Origin of the sequence: Streptomyces sp. NPDC058086, from assembly GCF_042885015.1 — a bacterium.
Classification (GTDB): Bacteria; Actinomycetota; Actinomycetes; order Streptomycetales; family Streptomycetaceae; genus Streptomyces.
In genome coordinates this window covers 66,695-87,888 of sequence record NZ_JBHVST010000001.1, presented here as the reverse complement: position 1 = coordinate 87,888, position 21,194 = coordinate 66,695, and the positions used below count along the sequence as shown (strand labels likewise).

Below are 21,194 nucleotides of genomic sequence, written 5' to 3'. Positions count from 1 at the left end.
CGCGGGCTCGGGGCGTGCTGGAGGTCACTGTTCGGTGGTCGATTTATTCATGCTTCTGGCGAAATGCAGCTTCTGTTCAATTGATCTTGAATGGATGGGCTTGTCGATGCCCGTGTACCCCTCATGACAACAAGATGAAATTCTCACAGCTTTCCCGAGGAAGGGCTTCTTGCGGAATCGCCTGTGATTTCGGAAGGCGTTGTTGCCGATGTGCGTCACTTGATGGCCGTGGGTGAAGAGGCGTTGGCATTCGATACGATGTGCTCATGGCTCTACGAGGATTCTCTTGGCGATTCGGTGGATCAGGTCGCGGGATGTCGTCGGCTTGAGGGTCGCCCGCTCCATGCGGTCCAGGACCAGTCTGTATGTCTCCAACTTCCGAGCAATATCGATGAGTTCACTGCCGTGGCTCGTGTCCGGCTGCGCGGTGTCGAGGGCGGTTGCCGGGCCGTGGGCATAGTCCAGCCCATGGCCTGCCGTCGGGAACGAAGTCCCGTCGAAGGGGATGACCCGAAGGGTGACGTGCGGTTGATCGCTGGTCTCGACGAGGTGCCGGAGCTGGCCCCGGGTCACGTCACGGCCACCGAACTGCATGCGCAGGGCAGCCTCGTGAATGATCGCGGTGTACGGCACCTGATGGTCCCGGAAGAGGACGACTTGACGCTTGATGCGATGCGAGACGCGGTGCTCGATCTCATGCGGAGCCAGCGCCGGGACGGCTTCGCCGAAGAGCGCGCGGGCGTGGTCCGGGGTTTGCAGCAGGCCGGGGATGTTGATGACCTGGGCGACGCGCAGTGTGGTGGCGTGGTGCTCCATCTCGGCCAAGTCCAGGTGGGGTGACGGGAGGGCTTCGCGGTACTCCTCCCACCAGCCGCGCGTGCGGTCGGCGGCCATGCCGGCGAGGGCGTCGACCAGGGGCTGGTCGGCGCAGCCGTAGATGCGGGCGAGAGTGCGGACCCTGTCGGCGCTCACACCGAAGCGGTTGGCTTCGATGTTGCTCATCTGGCCTTGCGTCGTGCCCGGGGCGCGCGCCGCCTCCGCGGCGGTCATGCCCGTCCGCTCGCGCAGTCGGCGCAGTTCGACGCCGACGCGAAGGCGGCGCGTTGACGGTGTGCATCCGCATCTTGGGCCTACGCCCTCCAGTTGCCGCGCCATCCGCTCGCCCCGCGGATCGCCCGAGTCACCCTTCGGGCGGTGCTCACCGGACATGGCATGCCCGAGTTCACCGACGCCGCAGAACTCCTGACCTAGGAACTCGTCATGAACGCCTACCGCCACTCCACCGGTCCCGCCACCCTCCGCCTCCGCGCCCTCGGTGACACCCGCCTCCGCGTCAGCGTCTGGGACGCCGCCCCCACATCCCGCCTCCCTTCGACAAAGGTTCCGGCCCGCTCCACCCCGTCCCCTTCGACGCGGACGGCGGACGGCGGACGGCGGACTGTTCCTCGTATGTCACTACGCGGACGCATGGGGCGGCTACCCGCTCGGCGACGACCTCTTCGGGGGCGGGAAGCTGCTGTGGTGCGAGCTGGGACCGCAGGTCGACGGCCAGGCGGCCGCGGCGTGAGAGTCCACGGTTGCGAGCGGCGCAGTCCGCGCGGCGCTACCGTGGAGGCAGCGACACGCCCTGTAATCGGTGGAGGACCGCGGTGACCATCATGAGTGAGCGTCCGGCGGCCATAGACGCTCCTCCGGCCGGAGCCTTCGAGGACATGCTCCGGACCGTCGAGGAGCTGGAGACGCCTGAGGGTTACAAGGCCGAACTCATCCGGGGGAAGATCGTCGTGTCGCCGTGGTCGAAGCTGCGTTATCTGCGTCCTATGCGGAGGCTTCGCAGCCAGGTGGAGGCTCATGCGCCTGAAGGGCATGTCGCGGAGACCTCACCCTTCCTCTTCGTGTTTCCGCCTGCTGAGCGAGGCTTCGGTCCCGACCTCTTTGTCGCCGACGAATCCGCCTTCGAAGCCGAAGGCCGCCACGCCGACGGTGCTGCCCTCTCCCTCGTCGCCGAGCTGACCTCCGCGTCCACCAAGGACGCCGACTGGCTCGACAAGCTGGACACGTACGGGCGCGTCGTCCCCGTGTATCTGGTGCTGGACATGCAAGTGGGGGAGATCACCGCGTTCTGGGACCCGTCCCCGAAGGGCTATCGGTCGCGGACGACGGTCACCTTCGGCGCGACCCTGCATGTTCCCCCGCCCTTCGACTTCGACCTGGACACCTCGGAGTTCGCGGCCGGAGCGGACGCGGAGAGCTGATCAACCCGGCCGGCCCCGAATCGACACCGGCCGCTTGAACAACGCCCTGATCAGGGCATTCGCTGCCAGTGCCCACTGGCACGGTGTGTGCAGTCGGTGAAAGCGGGTTACCAACGGGTACCCAAAGCCCCCGCTCCGTCATACGCTGCGCCTCATGACGGACTCGCAGGCCTCGGAAATCACCGGCACGGTCAAGTCGGAAAAGACCGGCACCAACCCCCTCGCCCCCGCTCCCGTGGGCGCCCGCACCGCCGCCGACGTGGTCACGCCCGAGCTGGTCGCGCAGCTCACCAAGGGTGTCGTCGGCTCCGGACGGACCGCCAACCACACCCCGTTCACCGGCGAGAAGCTGGCCGACCTGCCCGAGTCCACCCCCGAGGACGTACAGGAGGCGTTCGAGCGGGCCCGTAAGGCGCAGGTCGCCTGGGGTGCCACGCCCGTACGGCAGCGCGCCGCCGTCCTGCTCCGCTTCCACGACCTGGTGCTCGCCCGCCAGGCCGAGGTGCTCGACCTCATTCAGCTGGAGACCGGCAAGGCCCGGCTGCACGCGCACGAAGAGGTGCAGGCCGTCGTCGTGGCCGCCCGCCACTACGGCAGGAAGGCTCCCGCCTACCTCCGCCCCAAGCGGCACGCCGGGGCCATGCCCACTCTCACCAAGGTCACCGAACTGCGTCACCCGCGCGGTGTCGTGGGTCAGATCGCGCCCTGGAACTACCCCCTCGAACTCTCCGTCGGCGACGCGCTCCCGGCCTTCGTCGCGGGCAACGCGGTGGTGATGAAGCCGGACACCGAGACCTGCCTCACCGCCCTGTGGGCGCGTGACCTGCTCATCGAGGCCGGGCTGCCCGCCGAGGTCTTCCAGGTCGTGATCGGGGACGGTCCGGTTGTCGGGCCGGAAGTCGTCAAGCACGCCGACTACGTCTCCTTCACCGGGTCCACCCGGACCGGCCGCGAGGTCGCCCAGGGTGCCGCCGCCCGGCTCGTCGGCGTCTCCCTCGAACTCGGCGGCAAGAACGCGATGGTGGTCCTGGCGGACGCCGACATCGAGAAGGCCGCCGCGGGCGCCGTCCGCGCCTGCTTCTCCTCCGCCGGTCAGCTCTGCATCTCCATCGAGCGGTTGTACGTCCACGAGTCCATCGCCGACGCGTTCGCGGAGCGCTTCGCCGCCCGGACCAAGGCCATGCGGCTCGGCACCTCCCTCGCCTACGGCGCCGACATGGGCTCGCTGGTGGGGGAGCGGCAGCTGGAGACCGTGACCCGGCATGTGGAGGAGGCGGTCGCGAAGGGCGCGAAGGTCGTCGCCGGCGGCGTCGCCCGCCCCGACATCGGCCCCTACTTCTACGAGCCCACCATCCTCGACGGCGTGGAGGCCCCCATGGCCGTCTGCAACGAGGAGACCTTCGGGCCCGTCGTCTCCCTCTACCGTTTCAAGACGGACGACGAGGTCGTCGAACTCGCCAACTCCACGTCGTACGGCCTCAACTCCTCCGTCTGGACGAAGGACGGGCGGCGCGGACGCGCGGTCGCGGCGCGGCTGCGCACCGGCACGGTGAACGTCAACGAGGGATACGCGCCCGCGTACGGCAGTGTCCAGTCGCCGATGGGCGGCATGAAGGACTCCGGCCTCGGCCGCCGACACGGCTCCGAGGGCATCCTCAAGTACACCGAGGCGCAGACCGTCGCCCAGCAGCGACTGCTGCCGATGGCGCCCTCGCTCGGCATGGACGACGAGAAGTACGCGGAGTTCATGAGCCGCAGCCTGAGGGTGATGAAGGCGCTCCGGCTGCGATAAGGGCCCCGGCAAGGGCTCCGTCAGGCCGCACCACGTTCTCAACGAGGAGAGCAGCACGTGTCACAGGAGAACTCCGTCCACAACCCGGACGACACCGCGTACGACTACGACGTCATCGTCGTCGGCTCCGGCTTCGGTGGCTCGGTCACGGCCCTCAGGCTCACCGAAAAGGGCTACCGCGTAGGCGTGTTGGAAGCGGGCCGTCGCTTCACCCGCGACGCGCTGCCCAAGAACTCCTGGGACATCAAGAACTACCTGTGGGCGCCGGCGCTCGGCATGTACGGCATCCAGCGCATCCATCTGCTGGGCAACGTCATGGTGCTGGCGGGCGCCGGAGTCGGCGGCGGCTCCCTGAACTACGCCAACACCCTCTACATACCGCCGAAGGCGTTCTTCGACGACCCGCAGTGGAAGGACATCACCGACTGGCAGGCGGAGCTGAAGCCGTACTACGACCAGGCCCGCCGCATGCTCGGCGTACGGCTCAACCCGACGATGACCCCCTCCGACGTCCATCTCAAGGCGGCCGCGCAGCGGATGGGCGTCGGCGACAGCTTCCACATGGCGCCGGTCGGCGTCTTCTTCGGCGACGGGCAGGACGCGGACGGCACGGCGAAGGCCACGCCCGGCGGTGAGGTGGAGGACCCCTACTTCGGGGGCGCCGGACCCGCCCGCAAGGCGTGCACCGAGTGCGGCGAGTGCATGACCGGCTGCCGGCACGGCGCGAAGAACACCCTCAACGAGAACTACCTGTACCTGGCGGAGAAGGCGGGCGCGGTCGTGCACCCGATGACCACCGTCGTGTCCGTCACCGACGACTCGCAGGGCGGATACGCCGTCGCCACCCTGCCCACGGACGAGAAGCGCAAGGGCGAAGGGCGGATGTTCAAGGCGCGCAGGGTCGTCATCGCCGCGGGTACGTACGGCACGCAGACATTGCTGCACCGGATGAAGGCGGGCGGTCAACTGCCGTACCTCTCCCCGAGGCTGGGCGAGCTGACCCGCACCAACTCGGAGGCGCTGGTGGGCGCCCAGACCGACAACCGCCGCTACCGCAAGGCGCACGGCACGCCCAAGGCCGACTTCACCCAGGGTGTCGCCATCACGTCGTCGATCCACCCGGACGAGAACACCCACATCGAGCCCGTCCGCTACGGCAAGGGCTCGAACGCCATGGGCGGCCTGTCGATCCTCCAGGTCCCGTACGCGGAGGGCTCGTCGAGGGTGGCGGGATGGCTGGCGAACGCGGTGAAGCACCCCCTTCTCGTGCTCCGCTCCCTCTCCAACCGCCGCTGGTCCGAGCGGACCATCATCGGGTTGGTGATGCAGTCGCTGGACAACTCCCTGACGACCTACCTGAAACCGAAGGGCGCGGGGAAGGGCCTGCTGACGGCCCGGCAGGGCCACGGCGCGCCCAACCCCAAGCAGATCAGGGCCGCGTCCGAGGCGGCGTCCGCCGTCGCCGCGGAGATCAACGGCTTCGCGGGCAGCAACGTGGGCGAGCTGATGGGAACGCCGCTGACGGCGCACTTCCTGGGCGGCTGCCCGATCGGCGACTCCCGGGAGGCCGGCGTGATCGACCCGTACCACCGGCTGTACGGCCACCCGGGAATCTCCGTCGTCGACGGCGCCGCGGTCTCCGCGAACCTCGGGGTGAACCCGTCCCTCACCATCACCGCCCAGGCCGAACGCGCGATGTCGTACTGGCCCAACAAGGGCGAGGCGGACCCGCGGCCGGCGCCGGGAACGGCGTACGAGCGTCTGAAGCCGGTCGAGCCCCGTGACCCGGCGGTGCCCGCGGACGCCTTCGGCGCGCTGCGGCTGCCGTTCCTGGGGATGCCGGCGGTGCCCCCGAAGCCGTAAGCAGTACAGCCGTGAGCGGCACAGCCGTGACCGGCACAGCCGTGACCGGCACAGCCGTAAGCAGCACTGCCGTGAGCAGTACAGCCGTGAGCAGTACACAAGGGCAGACGGCTCATGTGAACGCGAAGAAGGACCTGTGCCCCCCTCCGAGCCCAGGTCCTTCTTCTCTTACGAGGCGTGCTGCCTACGTGGGTGTGTCGCTCACCGCTTACGCGGTCGCGTCACCCGACTTGCGACGCCGCACCACGAACACCGCACCCGCACCGGCGACGACGGCGATGCCACCGGCGAGCGCGATCATCGGCAGGGCGGAGCTGGAGCCGGTCTCGGCGAGGCTGCCGTTGACCTCAGGGGTGTTGCCCTTGTCGGCCGGCTTGTCCGAGACCGGAACCTTGCCGCCTTCCTGCGGCTTGGTGCCATCGGTGTCGGTACCCGAGGAGACGATCTGGAACTTGTACGCGACCTCGCCGAAGCCCGTGCACTGGCCGTCCGTGTCGCCGTAGATGCTGGCGCCGAGCGAGAAGCCGGCGCCGACCGGGGCGCTGGACTTCACGTTGATACGGAGCGGGATGTCGACCTCGTAGTCGGGCTTGAGCTCGTCGGTGTAGCCGACGTAACCGACCGCGTAACCCTCGGAGTCGACGTCCTCCCAGGCCTTGGTGTCCTCGTTGTAGGCCTGGAGCTGGACCTTCTTGCTCTGGAAGAGGTCGTCGCCCGCCTTGTCCGAGGACGCGCCGGCGAAGAAGCCGAGCTCGTTCAGCGTGGACTTGGAGTTGTTGAGCACGTTCAGGGAGAACTTGTGCCAACCGCTGCCCGCCGCGATCTTGCCGGGCAGGCCGGAGATGGAGACGTCGACCTTGGAGTCCTGGCACTCGGACGGCTCGGGCTCCGGCGTGTCGGACGGCTCCGGCGACGTGGTGCTCGGCGCGGGGGTCGCGGAGGTCGTGCTGGTGGCGGTGGCGGAGGCGCTCGGCGTCGGAGTGGTCTCGGTCGCCGACGCGGACGGGGTCTCGGAGGGTGCGGGAGTGGTCTCGGTCGGGGTCGCCGACGCGGGCTCGCTCGCGGTCTCGGACACCGTCGCGGTGGGGGAGGGGCTCTCGTCCGTCGCGAACGCGGCCGGCGCAGAAAGCAGCGCCAGCGGGGCTATTGCTGCCGTTGCGGCCGCCAGGGCCATGACACGGCGAAGCTTCATGAAGACCTCGGAAAGTCCGGTACCGCGTCGTCACGGTACTCGTATGGGATGAGGCCTCCGCGTGTGGGGCGCGGGTGTGGCCGTTGGTTCTGCAGGTGTGACCCGCGAAACCCGTAAACGGTTGTGCCTTCACTCACAGAATTCTTATGTGGGCTGTGTCACACGCGGATCTGCACGGATCTGCCTTGTGTACAGGCTTTCGATCCACTTAGAACTGATCCTCGTGTCTGACAAGCAGCCCGAAGGGGCGGGGGAGTCCGGGGAGTTCGAGCAACCCTCCGTCCCCGACGACGTGTGGGAGCGGTTCGCCCGCGACACCGAACGTGACATCCGCAGTTCGGCGCCGAAGGAGCCGTCCGCCCGGGCGCGCATGGTGACCGAGCGGCTCCGGCAGAAGGAAGCCAAGGGCGCCCAGCCGGAGGGGTGGCGAACGGGTCCGGCCATGGGGGTCCCCCCTGGTCGAGCGAAGTCGAGAGCTTGGGGGAAGGAGATGAACGGGCGCGCGTCCCGTCGGCGCCGGCTGTGGGCGATCCTCGGCGTGCCCGTCGCGATCGCCGTGGCGCTGGTGGCGGTCAAGCCGTCGCTGCTGCCCGGCGACCCCTTCGGCGCGTCGTCCAATGCGTCGTCCGGTACGCCGTCCGGGGGCGCGTCCGCCGCCGCGCTGCCCGCCGAATCCGCGTCTCCGACCGCCGCTCCTTCCAGCGCCGCGCCCGGCACACCCACCCTCGACAGGCCGTTCGCCGGCTCGCCCGCCGAGCGCTGGGCCGACGGCGCCGCCGCCATCGTCGTACCGAAGGCCACGCCGGTCGGTACGTTCACGAGCGCGCAGGTGGCCGCCGCCCTGAAGCAGGCGAAGACCCTGCTCGTCGGCGCGAACCTGGCCCCGGGAACCCTGCGGGGCGAGCGCCCTGAGAGCGCGCTCGCCGTCCTCGACCCGAAGCAGCCCCGCATGCTCGACGACGTGAACAGCTGGCTGCGCGCGCCGGGCAAGAAGCATGATCCGCTGATGCTCTTCAGCCGGTTCGACCCGGCCGAGGTGCGGCCGGCCGGGGATGTGGTCAAGGTCCGTGGCCGGATGACGTTCAAGGCGGGCGCGCACGGGTCCGTCGCCATCCACATGGACTACACCTTCGTCTACCCCCTGATCCAGGCCGACGAGGCATCGAAGACGTCGGGGGCGCCGACCGAGGGTTCCGGCGGGGGCTCGACCGAGGTGGCCCGCACCATCGTGCGCCGCGTCCTCGACCTCGAACTCCTCGACCCGCGGAAGTACCAGGCCACTTCCGGCAAGCTGTCGGTCATCCGGTACGACCAGGACCTCGGCAACACCGCCTGCGATGTCTACGACGGTTTCCTGCACCCCCAGTTCGACTCGGCCGCTCCCACCGGCGCGCCTCCGACGGGGCCCGCGACCGACCCGTACGACCGCAGCCGGGACATCAAGCACTCCGGCACGGAGACGTGCGGCACGTTGTCCCGCACCTGACGGGATCCGACCGACGGGATCCGACGGGATCCGACGAGACCTGACGGGATCTGACGGGCGTGCGAAGGGCCCCGCGGGACGGAGACCGCGGGGCCCTTCTTCGCCAGCACCGACGTCAGGGCAGCGCCGGTGCCTGGGGAGCGGCGCCGGGGGTTGCGCCGCGGGTCTTGGTACGGATACGGGGGGACACGGGAGGACACGGGGGGACGGACACGGGGTACGGGACTTGGGACCGTGGAGCGGGGTGGAACAGAAGCCAAAGCCTGGGGGGTGTGCTCGGCCCGTCGAACAGATTCCGTCGGACGGCTCCGGGCGTCCCCGGAGCCGACCGATCTCTTGAGTGACCGGGCTGCTGTCCCCTGCCGTCCGGTCACACCCCTGGGACGAGGTCCCACGACGTACGGCACGATCCGTACGTCTCATCGCCCCAGTGGAGCCACGCGTGGTTCTTTCGGGCCCGCCCCTGGCTGGCACGGACACCAGGACCAACGAAGTCCGCGGCGCCCCGGTCACGCGCCGTACGGGTGAGAGGGCATGCGTACGTGCGTACGTTGTGTACGTTGCGTACGGGGTCAGACGCGGCCGCGGCACAGCTCCAGCAGCGTCATGGCGAGCGAGGTGCCGGGCTTGCCGAGCGCGTCCCTGAAGTGGGCGAGGATCTCCATCTCGCGCGAGAGGTTCACCCGGCGGCCACCGGACTCGATCCGGGCCTCCTGGATCACCTTCGACACGGCCATCCGTTCCTGGACGAGGCCGATGATCCGGTCGTCGAGGGCGTCGATGCGTTCATGGGCGCCGGTGATCACGTCTGCGGCCTCGTCGGTACGGGCGCCGGTCTTGTCGAGTACGTCGGCCATGGTGGGCTCCTCTTGGGATGAGGTGCCCCGGATCGGCAGGACCCGGAAACGACAGACGCCCCGGGCCTTGTCGGCCCGGGGCGCCTGGGAAGTCGCTTGTCAGTTGCTCAAGCAGCACGACCATGGCAGCCGGTGGGCCGGTTGCCATAGGTAAACAGGAAGGTCGCCTGCGAAAGCATGGCAGCAGTATGCCCGCACGGCCGTGCCACGTCCAAGCGGGTTCGGATCCTGAGATTCGGACTCGACCGCGAGCGGGCGGCGCTGCGCGCACCTTCAGCCCGTCCGGCGTTCGAGGACGAGCCCTTCGGGCGATGCGGGGTCGGGGGCGGAGCCCCTGGCGGGGTCGAAGCGGCGGAGCCCCTGGGGGTGGGACGGGCACGGGCGGCGGAGGCCGAGAAACCCGGTGCAGGCACACCCCCGTGGACCCCCGGTAGACTCGGTACCCCACACCCCCTGCTCACCGCCGGAAGGCAAACCGTGCCAGAAGCGTCCCCCGCCGCCCCCGACACCGTCCTGGTCGTCGACTTCGGTGCGCAGTACGCCCAGCTCATCGCCCGCCGCGTCCGCGAGGCCCGGGTCTACAGCGAGATCGTGCCGAGCACCATGCCGGTCCAGGAGATGCTCGCCAAGAACCCGGCGGCGATCATCCTCTCCGGAGGCCCCTCGTCGGTGTACGCCGAGGCCGCCCCCCGTCTCGACCGAGCGATCTTCGAGTCCGGCGTCCCCGTCTTCGGCATGTGCTACGGCTTCCAGCTGATGGCGACGACCCTCGGCGGCACGGTCGACAACACCGGCGCCCGCGAGTACGGCCGTACGCCCCTGCACGTCTCCAAGTCCGGATCGACCCTCTTCGAGGGCACCCCGGACGAGCAGTCGGTGTGGATGTCGCACGGCGACGCGTGCAGCGCCGCCCCCGAGGGCTTCACGGTCACGGCGTCCACGGACGTCGTCCCGGTCGCGGCCTTCGAGAACGACGAGAAGAAGCTGTACGGCGTCCAGCACCACCCGGAGGTCATGCACTCCACGCACGGCCAGCAGGTGCTCGAGCACTTCCTGTACCGCGGCGCGGGCCTCACGCCGAACTGGACGACCGGCAACGTCATCGACGAGCAGGTCGCCCTCATTCGCGAGCAGGTCGGCGACAAGCGCGCCATCTGCGGCCTCTCCGGCGGTGTGGACTCCGCCGTCGCCGCCGCCCTCGTACAGAAGGCCATCGGCTCCCAGCTGACCTGCGTGTACGTCGACCACGGCCTGATGCGCAAGGGCGAGACCGAGCAGGTCGAGAAGGACTTCGTGGCCGCGACCGGCGTACAGCTGAAGGTCGTGGACGCGCAGGAGCGGTTCCTCACCGCGCTCAAGGGCGTCTCGGACCCCGAGGAGAAGCGGAAGATCATCGGCCGGGAGTTCATCCGGGTCTTCGAGCAGGCCCAGGCGGAGATCATCGCCGAGGCCGCGGAGGGCGAGGACGTCGCCTTCCTGGTCCAGGGCACGCTCTACCCGGACGTGGTCGAGTCCGGTGGCGGCACCGGCACGGCCAACATCAAGTCCCACCACAACGTGGGCGGTCTCCCCGAGGACCTCGAGTTCGAGCTCGTCGAGCCGCTGCGTAAGCTGTTCAAGGACGAGGTCCGGATGGTCGGGCAGGAGCTCGGTCTCCCCGACGAGATCGTCCAGCGCCAGCCCTTCCCGGGCCCGGGCCTCGGCATCCGGATCGTCGGCGAGGTGACGAAGGAGCGGCTCGACCTGCTTCGCGAGGCCGACGCCATCGCCCGCGAGGAACTCACGGCGGCCGGTCTGGACCGTGACATCTGGCAGTGCCCGGTGGTCCTGCTCGCGGACGTCCGCAGCGTGGGCGTCCAGGGCGACGGCCGCACGTACGGTCACCCGATCGTGCTGCGCCCCGTCTCCTCCGAGGACGCGATGACCGCCGACTGGTCGCGCCTCCCGTACGAGGTCCTCGCCAAGATCTCGACCCGCATCACCAACGAGGTCGCGGACGTCAACCGGGTCGTCCTCGACGTCACGAGCAAGCCCCCGGGCACCATCGAGTGGGAGTAGTCCCACCCGTCAGGTCCGCCTGAGAGTCCGCACCGGCTCTCCGGGCTTCCAGATCTCGACGACCAGATACGTGTCGTCCTCGACGTAGGTCCGTACGACCTCCGTCAGCTCGGTGCGGAAGAGGTGGAACGGCTCCGGCGGTTCCACCTCTTTCACGTACGCGGCCTTGGCCGCCCCGTCGTCGACCTCGACGGCCCGTCCGCTGATCCGGACGTCCCCGCCTCCCATCGCCGTGCCCGGCCCCGGGTTCGCCTGGAGTGCGAAGCGCGGGTCGCGGCGCAGGTCGAGCGCCTTGAGCGAGTCCGGCATCATGCCGAGCCACAGCTCGCCGCGCAGGAAACGCACCTCCAGGCCGGTGGTCCGGGGCGAACCGTCCTTGCGGAGAGTTGCGAGGACGTGGTGCGTGAAGGCCCCGAAACGGTCTTCGACCGACCGGGCGAGTGAGGGTTCGGCGGCGGCGAAGGTGCCCCAGCGCGCAGGGTCCGCAGGTTCGGCAGGGTTCTCGGTAAGGCCGTTGGTAGCGCTCATACGGTGAGTGTGGTGCCAATACCAGACACGTACTGTCGGGTATTGGCGGGGGCTCGGCAAGCGCCCTCGGGCCCCGGCCCCGGCCCTCTCGTAACGGTTGCGCACTCTCTTCACCGAACGGCTCTGTTCTCCTGCACCGACCAGAGGTAACTTCCGCTCCGTATCGGACACGCCAGTGCTGGAGGACCTATGCAAGGGCCCACGCCGCCCGTGCCCCTGCCCACCGACCAGCTGCAGTTCGCCATGCCGCCGATGTACGACTCGTCGGACGACGAGCGACGCCATCGCAAGGAGCGGTTGGCCGGGGCGCTGCGGCTTTTCGGGCGGCTCGGCTTCGAGGACGGGGTCTCCGGTCACATCACCGCGCGCGACCCGGAGTACAGCAACTGCTTCTGGGTGAACCCCTTCGGGATGCCCTTCAAGCACGTCACCGTGAGCGACCTGGTCATGGCCAACCAGGACGGGCAGGTGATCGAGGGCCGCTACCACGTGAACCAGGCGGCGTTCACCGTGCACGCCCAGGTCCACGCCGCCCGCCCCGACGTCGTCGCCGTCGCGCACTGCCACTCCGTGCACGGCCGCGCCCTGTCCGCCCTCGGTGACCTGCTCGACCCGATCAGCCAGGAGAGCTGCGCCTTCTACGAGGACCACGCGCTGTACGACTCGTACACCGGTGTCGCCGTGGACACCGAGGAGGGCCGCCGGATCGCCTCCGCGCTCGGCACCCGCAAGGCGCTCGTGCTGCGCAACCACGGGCTGCTGACCGTGGGCGACTCGGTGGACGCGGCGGCCTGGTGGTTCCTGTCGATGGAGCGCTCCAGCCAGGTCCAGCTGACCGCGCGGGCCGCGGGCCGCCCCATCCTCATCGACCACAAGCAGGCGGTCGCGACCCGGGAGCAGCTCGGCGGTGATCTGGTGGCGTGGATCAACTACCAGCCGCTGTGGCAGGACATCAGCCGCAGCGAACCGGACCTCCTCAGCTGAGTACCGGACCTCCGCAGCTGAATGCCGGACCTCCTCGGCCGAGTTCCGGAGCGCGACGGCTAGAAACCCCGCAGCACGGCCGCCTTGGTCGCCGCGAACTCCTCGTCCGTGAGGACACCGTCGCGGTGCAGCTCGCCCAGCTCCCGCAGTCGGCGCAGCAGTACGTCGTGATGGTCGGCCTGGGCCGGTACTGACGCTGTCACCGGTGGCGATCCAGGTCCCGCCGCGGTGGTGAGCTGCGGCGGCCGGTCGATGTGCTCGCCCGCCCGGAGGGACGGGTGCGGCAGCCGGGCGGTCACCGCGGCGGCGACGAGCGCCGTGAGCAGGTCGCGGCGGGCGCTGCCCCACAGGTCGAGGGCGAACGGGTCCTTCTCCGGCGGCAGTTTGGAGAACACGGTCTCGCGCGTCACGAACCGCAGAAACCCGTCCTCGTACCCGGAGTTGGGCAGCCACTCCACCTGCACCAGGTCCCCGACGGCGATGATCCGCGGCCCCGTCGCCCGCTTGACCCGGTCCGAGGTGTCCGCCCAGTCGATCCGCACCTGCGCGCCGTCGAAGGAGACCGTGCCGTCGCTGGACCGGACGGACACGGGCACGGGCGGCCCCGCGAGGAGGAAGGCCTTCGCCGGCTCCTTGGGGATCTGGTCCAGGAGCAGAGCGTGCCGGATCTCCTCGGCGACGTACTCGGCGACCCCGGTACGGTCGATGTCGACCGTCAGCCGGTAGGGGTCCGCCGCGTCGGGGAGGCGCCCGCCGGTCGCCTGGAGCAGCGGATCGGCGCCCTCGCGGAGCCTGAGGCGCAGTCTGCCGCGCTTGCGTTCTGGTTCGTAGACGATGCCTGAAACCGCCTCCAGGGGAACGGCGATCTCTCCGTACGTCTGCCGGAACAACGGCACGGAGCGGTGGAGTCCCGGCGTGATCCTGACCGTGCTGCCGTCGAAGGCCCAGGTCCCGTCGCGCTGGATGATCTCGGCCATGGGGAAATTCTCGCAGCCGGGTCAACACGGGGTCCCCCGCTTCACCCGCACTGACCAGACCTGCCCGACGCGAGCACTGTTTCGTGCGGCACAATGCCCTGTCATCGCAAGGCAGTTGCAAGACTTGCGAGGCAGCTCTCGGCGCGGGGAAGGCGGCAGCGGGCGTGGCGGTGCAGGAGGCGAGACACGGCGCGGAGCGCGGTGGCGGGCTCGGCGCGGGACAGGGGGCGGCGCACACGGGCGGCTGCACCTGCGGGGACTGTCCGCACGGGGCGCGCGAGGGGCACCGGCGCGCCGTCGCCGCGTTCCTCGCCAAGCGCGACGAGCTGGCGTCCGGACAGGGACTGCCCGCCGCCGTCGCGCACTCGGCGTCCGCGTCCCGGCAGTGGGTCTCCGACGAACTCACCCAGTCCGCCGACCTGGTCGCCGAGCGCGGACGCGTCGACGGCGAGGCATGGCTGGGACGCCTGTGGCGACGCACGGCGTACGCGGTGTGGGGAACCGTCCTGACCCTGCTCATCGTCCAGGCCCTCACGGCGATCGGCGCGGGCTGGACGGCGGCGCGCACGGCGGGCCTGCTGGGCGCTCTGGTGGTGGCCGCAGGGCTGACGGGCGCGGGCTATCTGCACCGGGCGCGGGGCGGGGCCCTCGCCCCGGTCGTCGGCGAGGACAACCGCCTCTCCACCTCGCGGGCGATGGCCGCCGGCTGGGTCCTGTTCGTCGTCTACGCCGTCCTCGTCCTCGTGGGCCAACTGGCGGCGGCCTCCGCCCACGGCAAGCGCGACGACCTGATCGCCGGCCTCGAACTCGCGCGCGGTGCCGGTGTGGTGACCGTCGTCGCCGTCGTCTGCGCGATCGCGGTGCTGGTACGCCGGGTCGTGGGCCTGCGGGTCCTCGGGCAACGCCTGCAGAAGGTACGCGCGGACCGGCCGCGCGCCGCCGACCTCCTCACGGACGACTCCGGCCGGGGCAGCTTCGCCGACATCCAGTACGTCGTCGTCGGCGCCGTCGCCCTGGTCTTCGCGGCGGTACGGCTCGCCAGGCGCCCGGAACAACTGCCCGACCTCCCCTGGGGCCTGGCGCTCCTGGTCCTCGTCTCGGCGGCCACCTACCTCGCCGGGAAGTACGCCGAAGGCGGCCGCCCCGTCATTCTCTCCGTCGTCCGCTCCCGTGAGGCCGGCGACCTCGACGCGCCGATCCGCACCGGCGACGACATCGAGATCCGGGGCGCCGGTTTCGTCCCGCCCGGCGCCCAAAGCGCCGACCGTCTGTCCCGCATGGTCGTCCGCATCGGCGCGGTGCATGTCCATGTCCCCCTGGTGCCGGTCCCCGGGGGCTTCAGTAACCCCACGGACGCGGTCCTGACCGTGCCGGTCCCGGTCGACGTGGAACCGGGGCGGGTGGAGGTCCAGGTCGTAACGGCAGCCGGAGTGGAGACGAACCGCTGCCAGATCGAGGTGACGGACTGAACCCCGCGGCTGCGGGCGAGGGCCTCACCGGAGTAAGTTCGAAAGCGGGCGGGTGGGCTCACCGGAGTCGTTCGACTGCGGGCCGGTGGGGGCCGTTCGCGCAGTTCTCCGCGCCCTATGGGGGCGCGCCCGCGCCATCGAAAAAAAACTGGCCCCGAGCGTTGAGCGGGAACCCGTTCTCGTACGTATGGTCTGTTGAGGGGTCAACGGCACGTGGCGAGAGGCGGCGGAGAGCGATGACTCACGGTATGCGGTCGGACACCCAAACCCCCTATCTCGACGGCGGCGGACGAGACTGGCGGGACACCGCCACCCGCTACGCCCTGTTGCCCCTGCGCGTCTTCCTCGGCGTCACCTTCATCTACGCCGGCCTCGACAAACTCACCAACAGCGCCTTCCTTTCCGACTCCGGCTCCGGCTCGATCGGCGAGCTGATGCGCAACGTGCACGACTCCGCTGCGATCCCGGCCCTCGTCGACCTCGCCCTGAAGAGCCCCGTCGGCTTCGGCTACGCCATCGCCTTCGGCGAACTGGCCGTCGGCATCGGCACTCTCATCGGCCTGCTGGCCCGCCTCGCGGCCCTCGGCGGCGCGCTCATCTCCTTCAGCCTGTGGATGACGGTGAGCTGGGCCTCCGACCCGTACTACTACGGCAACGACCTCGCCTACCTGATGGCCTGGCTGCCCCTGGTCCTCGCGGGCGCCTCGTTCTTCTCCGTCGACGCGGCCTTGCGCGCGAGGCGCAGCCAACGGTCCGGAAACCTCCGCTACTGAGCAACGCGGGTCAGGGCGGATCAGCGCAGAGCGTCGCAACGACATCGCAGGCCGGATCGCACGGCCTCGCAAGGTTTGGATCGCACGACATCGCAGGCTGGTAGGCGCGGGGTGTGGGTCGTCCTGCACCTACCAGCGCTCCGTTCACGCCCCGCTACCCGGACACCCCCGCCCCCCGTCGCCGCAACCGTCGCCGACGTATGCCATGGGTCAGGAACGCCACCGCGCCCGCCAGACAGAGCCCACCCGTGACGACGGGGATGATCGCGAACCACGGTGTGTCCCACCAACCGCCCGCGTCGCCCGCGTAGGTGACGCCCGCGGCGGTGAGGAAGAGGCCGGCGACCAGCTTTCCCGGCTGGAACTCATGACGTGGCACGGATCACCTCCGCCTGTCCGACGCCGACCTGGAGGTTCAGGTCGAGCGTGCCGCCGTTCTTGCCGCCGGTCGGGGCCGGCAGGGTCACCTGCTTGTGCTTGCCCGGTTCCACGTCCACGTCCTTCTTGCCGTCGCCCGGCAACTGGATGTCCCCGACGCCCACGTCGATGTTCAGCTTCACGGTCGCGTCCTTGGGGACGATCACCTTCAACTGGCCCGCGCCCACCTCCGCGGTCGTCGTCACCGTCTGGCCCTTGGTGAGGCCGAGATGGGTGAGATCGAGGGTGCCCACACCCGTGCCGAGGTCGAAACGCTCCGGCACGGCGGCAGCGGTCCTGGGAGTCCACTCGACCCGCATCCAGTGCGTGCTGATGTCCTTCGGCATGGCCACGGAGCCCGCCAGCAGTGCCGCCGTGATCACTGCGAGGAAGATCGACCCCGCGCCCGTACGCCCCACGAACGCGCTGAGCGCGATGCCCAGGCCGAACACGACGAGCGCGCAGGACAGACCGGTCTGCAGGCTGGTGGCGAGCGGATGGTCGTTCCACGTCAGGCTCGTGCCGAGGCCACCCGCGACCAGCGCGAACAGAAAGACCCAGCCGCCGATCCAGCGCGGGCCGCGCGGCTGCGGCTCACGGGCCGCGCAGAGGTCCCGTATGTCCGGGCGGGGCGTGCCGCGGGCGATGTTGAGCGCCGCCGCGACATCCCGGTCCCGGGCGTCCGGCGGGCCCCACAGATAGCCGGTGCCGCCCACGTGCGAGCCGTCCTTGACGATCGGGTCGCGCCACCAGGAGGGGTAGGAGACGGGGACGGGCGGGGCCTGCGCCTCCGGCGGGGCGTCCGCCACCGCCTGGGCGGCGAGCGGGTCGGGGTCGGGGGCGCCGCGCTGCTGCGACCAGTACCCCGCGCCCGCGAGAAGCAGGGAGAGGACGACGGCGAACGTCAGCACGCTGCCGTTGTTCAGCATGGACAGGAACACCCCGCAGCCGACCAGCGCGAAGAGCACGGCCGCCAGCGCATGGCCGTCGACGCGGCCGGTGAGGAGCTTGCGGACCTCGTTCTCCTCCTCGTCGTCGTAGGGAACGAACAGCCAGACGAAGCCGTAGAAGATGAGACCGATGCCGCCCGTGGCGGAGAGCACGGCGAGCACGATCCGGAAGATCACCGGGTCCATGTCGCACTGCCGCCCCAGCCCGGCGCACACGCCGCCCAGCATCTTCTGCCGACGGTCGCGCCGGAACCTGCGCGGGCCCTCGGGCGCGGGCGGCTCCCCGTGTGCGCGCGGTTCCTCACCTGTCGCGCCTGGCGCTCCCGCACCCTCCGCGGCTCCCTCGGCGCCCGTGGCGGTGCCCGCGGAGGGCGGCACGGCGTCCTGCGGCCCGGCGCCCGATGGCGGGGCGCCCGGGCCGGGGCCGGGATCCGGCTCCGCCGCCGCGTGCTGCTGATCTGTCATGTGTCCATGGTGACGGGCGGGAAGGCCCGGCGGCAGTCGGGACGACCCTGGCCGAACCCTGATATCGGCCCTGACGGGGGCGGAGGGAACCGTTCGAGCACCGGTCTCTCGAAGATCAGGGGAGTCTCGGGGGTCGACCCTGATGCTCCTGCCCTCCGGCCGTGTGAACATCGATGGCATGCCGGAAGCCGCAGCAGTGCCCCTCGACGACCCGCGGCCCCCGCGCAAGCTCTACCGCAGCAGCGACGGACGCTGGCTCGGGGGCGTGGCGCGAGGGCTCGCCGGGCACCTCGGGCTGCCCGTGATCTGGGTGCGGCTGGTGTTCGTCGGCCTGTTCATGGCGGACGGTCTCGGGGCACTGCTCTACGCCGCGTTCTGGTTCTTCGTGCCGCTCGGCGTCGGCGGCGTCGACTCCGGGCGCACCCCGGCCTTCACCACCGAGACCGCCCCCGACGGCCGCCGCAGACTCGTGGCCCGCAAGCCGGACCGGGGCCAGATGGTCGCCCTGCTCCTCATGGTCGTCGTGGCCATGGTCTTCGTCGGCAATGTGAATCTCGGCGGTGGGGCAAGGGCCTATCTCTGGCCGACCGTTCTCGTCGGCGCGGGCGTCGCCCTGGTCTGGCGCCAGGCGGACAACGCGCGGCGGGCCCGCTGGGTCGAGGTCGGCCGTCGTCGTCGTACGCTCACGCTGCTGCGCTCCGCGGCCGGTGTCCTGCTCGTCACCGCGGGCGTCTCCGGAATATTCGTGCTCCAGGGCTCGGCGGCCCACCTCGGGTCGGTCCTCCAGGCGGCACTCGCGGTCCTGGTCGGCACAGCGCTCCTCGCCGGCCCCTATCTCGTGCGCATGACCCAGGACCTCTCCGAGGAGCGCCTGATGCGCATCCGCGCCCAGGAGCGGGCCGAGGTCGCCGCCCACGTCCACGACTCGGTGCTGCACACCCTGACGTTGATCCAGCGCAACGCGGAGAACGCGAACGAGGTGCGACGGCTCGCCCGCGCCCAGGAGCGCGACCTGCGCGCCTGGCTCTACAAACCGGAGGGCACCGGCAAGGACGAGGCGGACGAGCCCGCGACCCTGGCCGAGGCGGTCCGCCGCAACGCGGCCGAGGTCGAGGACAAGCACGGCGTCCCCATCGAGGTCGTCGTCGTGGGCGACTGCCCGCTCGACGAGGGCCTGACCGCACAGATGCAGGCCGCGCGGGAAGCGATGGTGAACGCCGCCAAGTACGGTGGCGAGGGCGGCGCCGTACAGGTCTACGCCGAAGTCGAGGGCAGGACGGTCTTCGTGTCCGTCCGCGACCGCGGTCCCGGCTTCGACCTCGACGGGATACCCGCCGACCGCATGGGCGTCAGAGAATCGATCATCGGCCGCATGGAGCGCAACGGCGGCACGGCGCGACTGCGCGCGGTGCCGGACGGCGGCACGGAGGTCGAGCTGGAGATGGAAAGGGCGGAGAAGACGTCATGAGCGACGTGAACGGACCGACCGGGCAGGCCCCGGCATCGAACGGGCCGGAGGATGCCGCCGTGGGTACGGCCGGGGCCGGGGCTGAGGCCGCGACCGAGTCGACCACCGGGCCGGGCGCCGAGTCCGTCGCCGGTGCGGGCGCGCCCACGGGTTCGACCGCCGTCGGCGCCAACGCGACCGCTGCCGGGGGCGGCCGCCGTGTGCGGGTCGTGCTCGTCGACGACCACCGAATGTTCCGTACGGGAGTGCAGGCCGAGATCGGAGAGACCGAGCGGACCGGCGTCGAGGTGGTCGGCGAGGCCGCGGACGTCGACCAGGCGGTCACGGTCATCACGGCCACCCGGCCCGAGGTCGTCCTGCTGGACGTCCATCTGCCGGGCGGCGGCGGTGTCGAAGTGCTGCGCCGCTGCGCCCCGTTGATGGCCGACGCCCGGCAGCCGGTCCGATTCCTCGCGCTCTCCGTGTCGGACGCCGCGGAGGACGTCATCGGCGTGATCCGAGGCGGCGCCCGTGGGTACGTCACCAAGACCATCACCGGCACGGACCTGGTGGACTCCATCTTCCGTGTCCAGGACGGCGACGCGGTCTTCTCGCCCCGCCTGGCCGGATTCGTCCTGGACGCGTTCGCCTCCACCGACGCCCCGCCCGTCGACGAGGACCTCGACCGTCTCACCCAGCGCGAGCGCGAGGTCCTGCGTCTCATCGCCCGCGGCTACGCCTACAAGGAGATCGCCAAGCAACTGTTCATCTCGGTGAAGACGGTCGAGTCGCACGTCTCGGCGGTCCTCAGGAAGCTCCAGCTGTCGAACCGCCACGAGCTGACCCGATGGGCCACGGCGCGTCGGCTGGTCTAGCCGATCGCGTCGAGAGGGTTCAGGGCCACGTCCGCTGAGCCCGCCGGAGGTGCCCGGTGCCTACCGGTGTTTCGCGTCGGGCGCCGGGCCCAGTATCCGTAGCGCCCAGCGGTAGTGGCGTACGGCCTTCACGATGCCGATGAGGCCGGTCAGCCACAGGATCAGGCCGATGCCCATGCCCTGGACGACATCGCTGTACAGGGGGTGGCCGGGCGCGGCCCGCGCGGCCGCCGTGAAGGACGTCCACGCACCGATCGCGCAGACGCCGAGCGAGGAGAGCAGCCAGAAGAGGCTGAGGCCGGGGGAGCGGAGCCGGGAGTCGGTCGCGGGGTGCCGGTCCAGCTCGGACCAGGCGTCGAGCAGTCGGTGTATGTGGTGGTCCCGGCGGACGGAGAGGGCGACTGCGACGACGGTCGGGGCGAGCGCGGCCAGGCCCAGCAGGGCGAAGAGCGGGCCCAGGACGAAACCGGTGGGGTCGCGCTGCTCGAGTTGTCGCAGCGGCAGCACCAGCAGCGCCCAGCCGACGATCGCCGCGAGCGCCAGCAGCCAGAGCAGCAGCACCCGGTGCACCCCCAGGCTCCGTCGGCGCAGCTCCTCCAGCGCCCGCCCCCGGTCGGCCAGCAGTGCGGCCCGGTCCGGCCAGGTCCTGATGTGCGCGGGCGGCGGCGGAGGCGGCAGAGAGCCGGGCATCAGAACCTCTCGGACGACGGAGCGTCGACGGAACGACGGTGGGACGACGGAGCGATGACGACGGAAACAGAGTCCGCGTCGACGCTACCGTGATCCACTTCTCCGTCCGCACCACA

18 protein-coding genes are annotated in these 21,194 nt (G+C 70.5%); 10 read left to right on the top strand and 8 right to left on the bottom strand.

What is annotated here, in order from left to right:
• Positions 1 to 264 precede the first annotated feature (264 nt).
• Positions 265 to 1,155 (bottom strand): helix-turn-helix domain-containing protein, encoded by an 891-nt coding sequence (locus ACFVWD_RS00370; RefSeq protein WP_389593234.1) that lies wholly within the window; start codon positions 1,153 to 1,155, stop codon positions 265 to 267.
• A 503-nt stretch (positions 1,156 to 1,658) separates the two neighbouring features.
• On the opposite strand from ACFVWD_RS00370, the gene ACFVWD_RS00365 reads away from it, so the two are divergent.
• From ACFVWD_RS00365 to ACFVWD_RS00355, 3 genes are all read left to right on the top strand, one after another.
• A complete protein-coding gene (locus ACFVWD_RS00365) occupies positions 1,659 to 2,255 on the top strand; it encodes a Uma2 family endonuclease (RefSeq protein ID WP_389593007.1) in 597 nt (198 codons plus the stop codon).
• 154 nt (positions 2,256 to 2,409) lie between these two features.
• The gene (locus ACFVWD_RS00360; protein ID WP_389593006.1) at positions 2,410 to 4,047 is read left to right on the top strand and encodes a succinic semialdehyde dehydrogenase; all 1,638 of its coding nucleotides are present in this window, start codon (positions 2,410 to 2,412) and stop codon (positions 4,045 to 4,047) included.
• Positions 4,048 to 4,104: 57 nt separating this feature from the next.
• Positions 4,105 to 5,910 carry a GMC family oxidoreductase N-terminal domain-containing protein gene (locus ACFVWD_RS00355; protein ID WP_389593004.1) on the top strand — a complete coding sequence of 602 codons (1,806 nt, stop codon included), beginning with the start codon at positions 4,105 to 4,107 and terminating at the stop codon, positions 5,908 to 5,910.
• A gap of 208 nt (positions 5,911 to 6,118) precedes the next feature.
• Here the strand turns inward: ACFVWD_RS00355 and ACFVWD_RS00350 are convergent, their stop codons facing one another.
• Entirely contained in the window at positions 6,119 to 7,102 is a 984-nt protein-coding gene (locus ACFVWD_RS00350) for an LAETG motif-containing sortase-dependent surface protein (protein ID WP_389593002.1), read from the bottom strand.
• Between the two features lie 223 nt (positions 7,103 to 7,325).
• On the opposite strand from ACFVWD_RS00350, the gene ACFVWD_RS00345 reads away from it, so the two are divergent.
• On the top strand, positions 7,326 to 8,588 hold the full coding sequence (locus ACFVWD_RS00345) for a hypothetical protein (RefSeq protein ID WP_389593001.1): 1,263 nt from the start codon (positions 7,326 to 7,328) through the stop codon (positions 8,586 to 8,588).
• Positions 8,589 to 9,160: 572 nt separating this feature from the next.
• Here ACFVWD_RS00345 and ACFVWD_RS00340 read toward each other — a convergent pair.
• Positions 9,161 to 9,484: a chorismate mutase gene (locus tag ACFVWD_RS00340; RefSeq protein ID WP_389593233.1), complete on the bottom strand. Its 324-nt coding sequence runs from the start codon at positions 9,482 to 9,484 to the stop codon at positions 9,161 to 9,163.
• Between the two features lie 438 nt (positions 9,485 to 9,922).
• On the opposite strand from ACFVWD_RS00340, the gene guaA reads away from it, so the two are divergent.
• Complete coding sequence (guaA, locus tag ACFVWD_RS00335; RefSeq protein WP_389592999.1) at positions 9,923 to 11,503, top strand: glutamine-hydrolyzing GMP synthase; 1,581 nt, start codon at positions 9,923 to 9,925, stop codon at positions 11,501 to 11,503.
• 9 nt (positions 11,504 to 11,512) lie between these two features.
• Here guaA and ACFVWD_RS00330 read toward each other — a convergent pair whose 3' ends face one another.
• Positions 11,513 to 12,031 (bottom strand): pyridoxamine 5'-phosphate oxidase family protein, encoded by a 519-nt coding sequence (locus ACFVWD_RS00330; RefSeq protein ID WP_389592998.1) that lies wholly within the window; start codon positions 12,029 to 12,031, stop codon positions 11,513 to 11,515.
• Positions 12,032 to 12,220: 189 nt separating this feature from the next.
• Here ACFVWD_RS00330 and ACFVWD_RS00325 point away from each other — a divergent pair, with 189 nt between their 5' ends.
• A complete protein-coding gene (locus tag ACFVWD_RS00325) occupies positions 12,221 to 13,015 on the top strand; it encodes a class II aldolase/adducin family protein (protein ID WP_389592997.1) in 795 nt (264 codons plus the stop codon).
• A 59-nt stretch (positions 13,016 to 13,074) separates the two neighbouring features.
• Here ACFVWD_RS00325 and ACFVWD_RS00320 read toward each other — a convergent pair whose 3' ends face one another.
• A complete protein-coding gene (locus ACFVWD_RS00320; RefSeq protein ID WP_385374373.1) occupies positions 13,075 to 13,992 on the bottom strand; it encodes a DUF4429 domain-containing protein in 918 nt (305 codons plus the stop codon).
• Between the two features lie 164 nt (positions 13,993 to 14,156).
• Here ACFVWD_RS00320 and ACFVWD_RS00315 point away from each other — a divergent pair, with 164 nt between their 5' ends.
• Together ACFVWD_RS00315 and ACFVWD_RS00310 are read left to right on the top strand one after the other, a co-directional pair.
• A complete protein-coding gene (locus ACFVWD_RS00315) occupies positions 14,157 to 15,461 on the top strand; it encodes a hypothetical protein (protein ID WP_389592995.1) in 1,305 nt (434 codons plus the stop codon).
• A 236-nt stretch (positions 15,462 to 15,697) separates the two neighbouring features.
• Complete coding sequence (locus tag ACFVWD_RS00310; protein WP_389592994.1) at positions 15,698 to 16,234, top strand: DoxX family protein; 537 nt, start codon at positions 15,698 to 15,700, stop codon at positions 16,232 to 16,234.
• 154 nt (positions 16,235 to 16,388) lie between these two features.
• Here ACFVWD_RS00310 and ACFVWD_RS00305 read toward each other — a convergent pair whose 3' ends face one another.
• Positions 16,389 to 16,613, bottom strand: coding sequence for a hypothetical protein (locus tag ACFVWD_RS00305; RefSeq protein WP_075028455.1), 225 nt, complete (start codon positions 16,611 to 16,613; stop codon positions 16,389 to 16,391).
• Entirely contained in the window at positions 16,600 to 18,066 is a 1,467-nt protein-coding gene (locus ACFVWD_RS00300; RefSeq protein ID WP_389592993.1) for a PspC domain-containing protein, read from the bottom strand. The genes ACFVWD_RS00305 and ACFVWD_RS00300 overlap by 14 nt, the downstream gene beginning before the upstream one ends.
• A gap of 178 nt (positions 18,067 to 18,244) precedes the next feature.
• On the opposite strand from ACFVWD_RS00300, the gene ACFVWD_RS00295 reads away from it, so the two are divergent.
• On the top strand, positions 18,245 to 19,534 hold the full coding sequence (locus tag ACFVWD_RS00295) for a PspC domain-containing protein (protein ID WP_373306448.1): 1,290 nt from the start codon (positions 18,245 to 18,247) through the stop codon (positions 19,532 to 19,534).
• Positions 19,531 to 20,388 carry a LuxR C-terminal-related transcriptional regulator gene (locus tag ACFVWD_RS00290; protein WP_389592992.1) on the top strand — a complete coding sequence of 286 codons (858 nt, stop codon included), beginning with the start codon at positions 19,531 to 19,533 and terminating at the stop codon, positions 20,386 to 20,388. Before ACFVWD_RS00295 ends, ACFVWD_RS00290 begins: the two co-directional genes overlap by 4 nt.
• A 60-nt stretch (positions 20,389 to 20,448) precedes the next feature.
• On the opposite strand, the gene ACFVWD_RS00285 is transcribed toward ACFVWD_RS00290, so the two are convergent.
• On the bottom strand, positions 20,449 to 21,078 hold the full coding sequence (locus ACFVWD_RS00285; protein ID WP_389592991.1) for a hypothetical protein: 630 nt from the start codon (positions 21,076 to 21,078) through the stop codon (positions 20,449 to 20,451).
• Between the last annotated feature and the right edge of the window lie 116 nt (positions 21,079 to 21,194).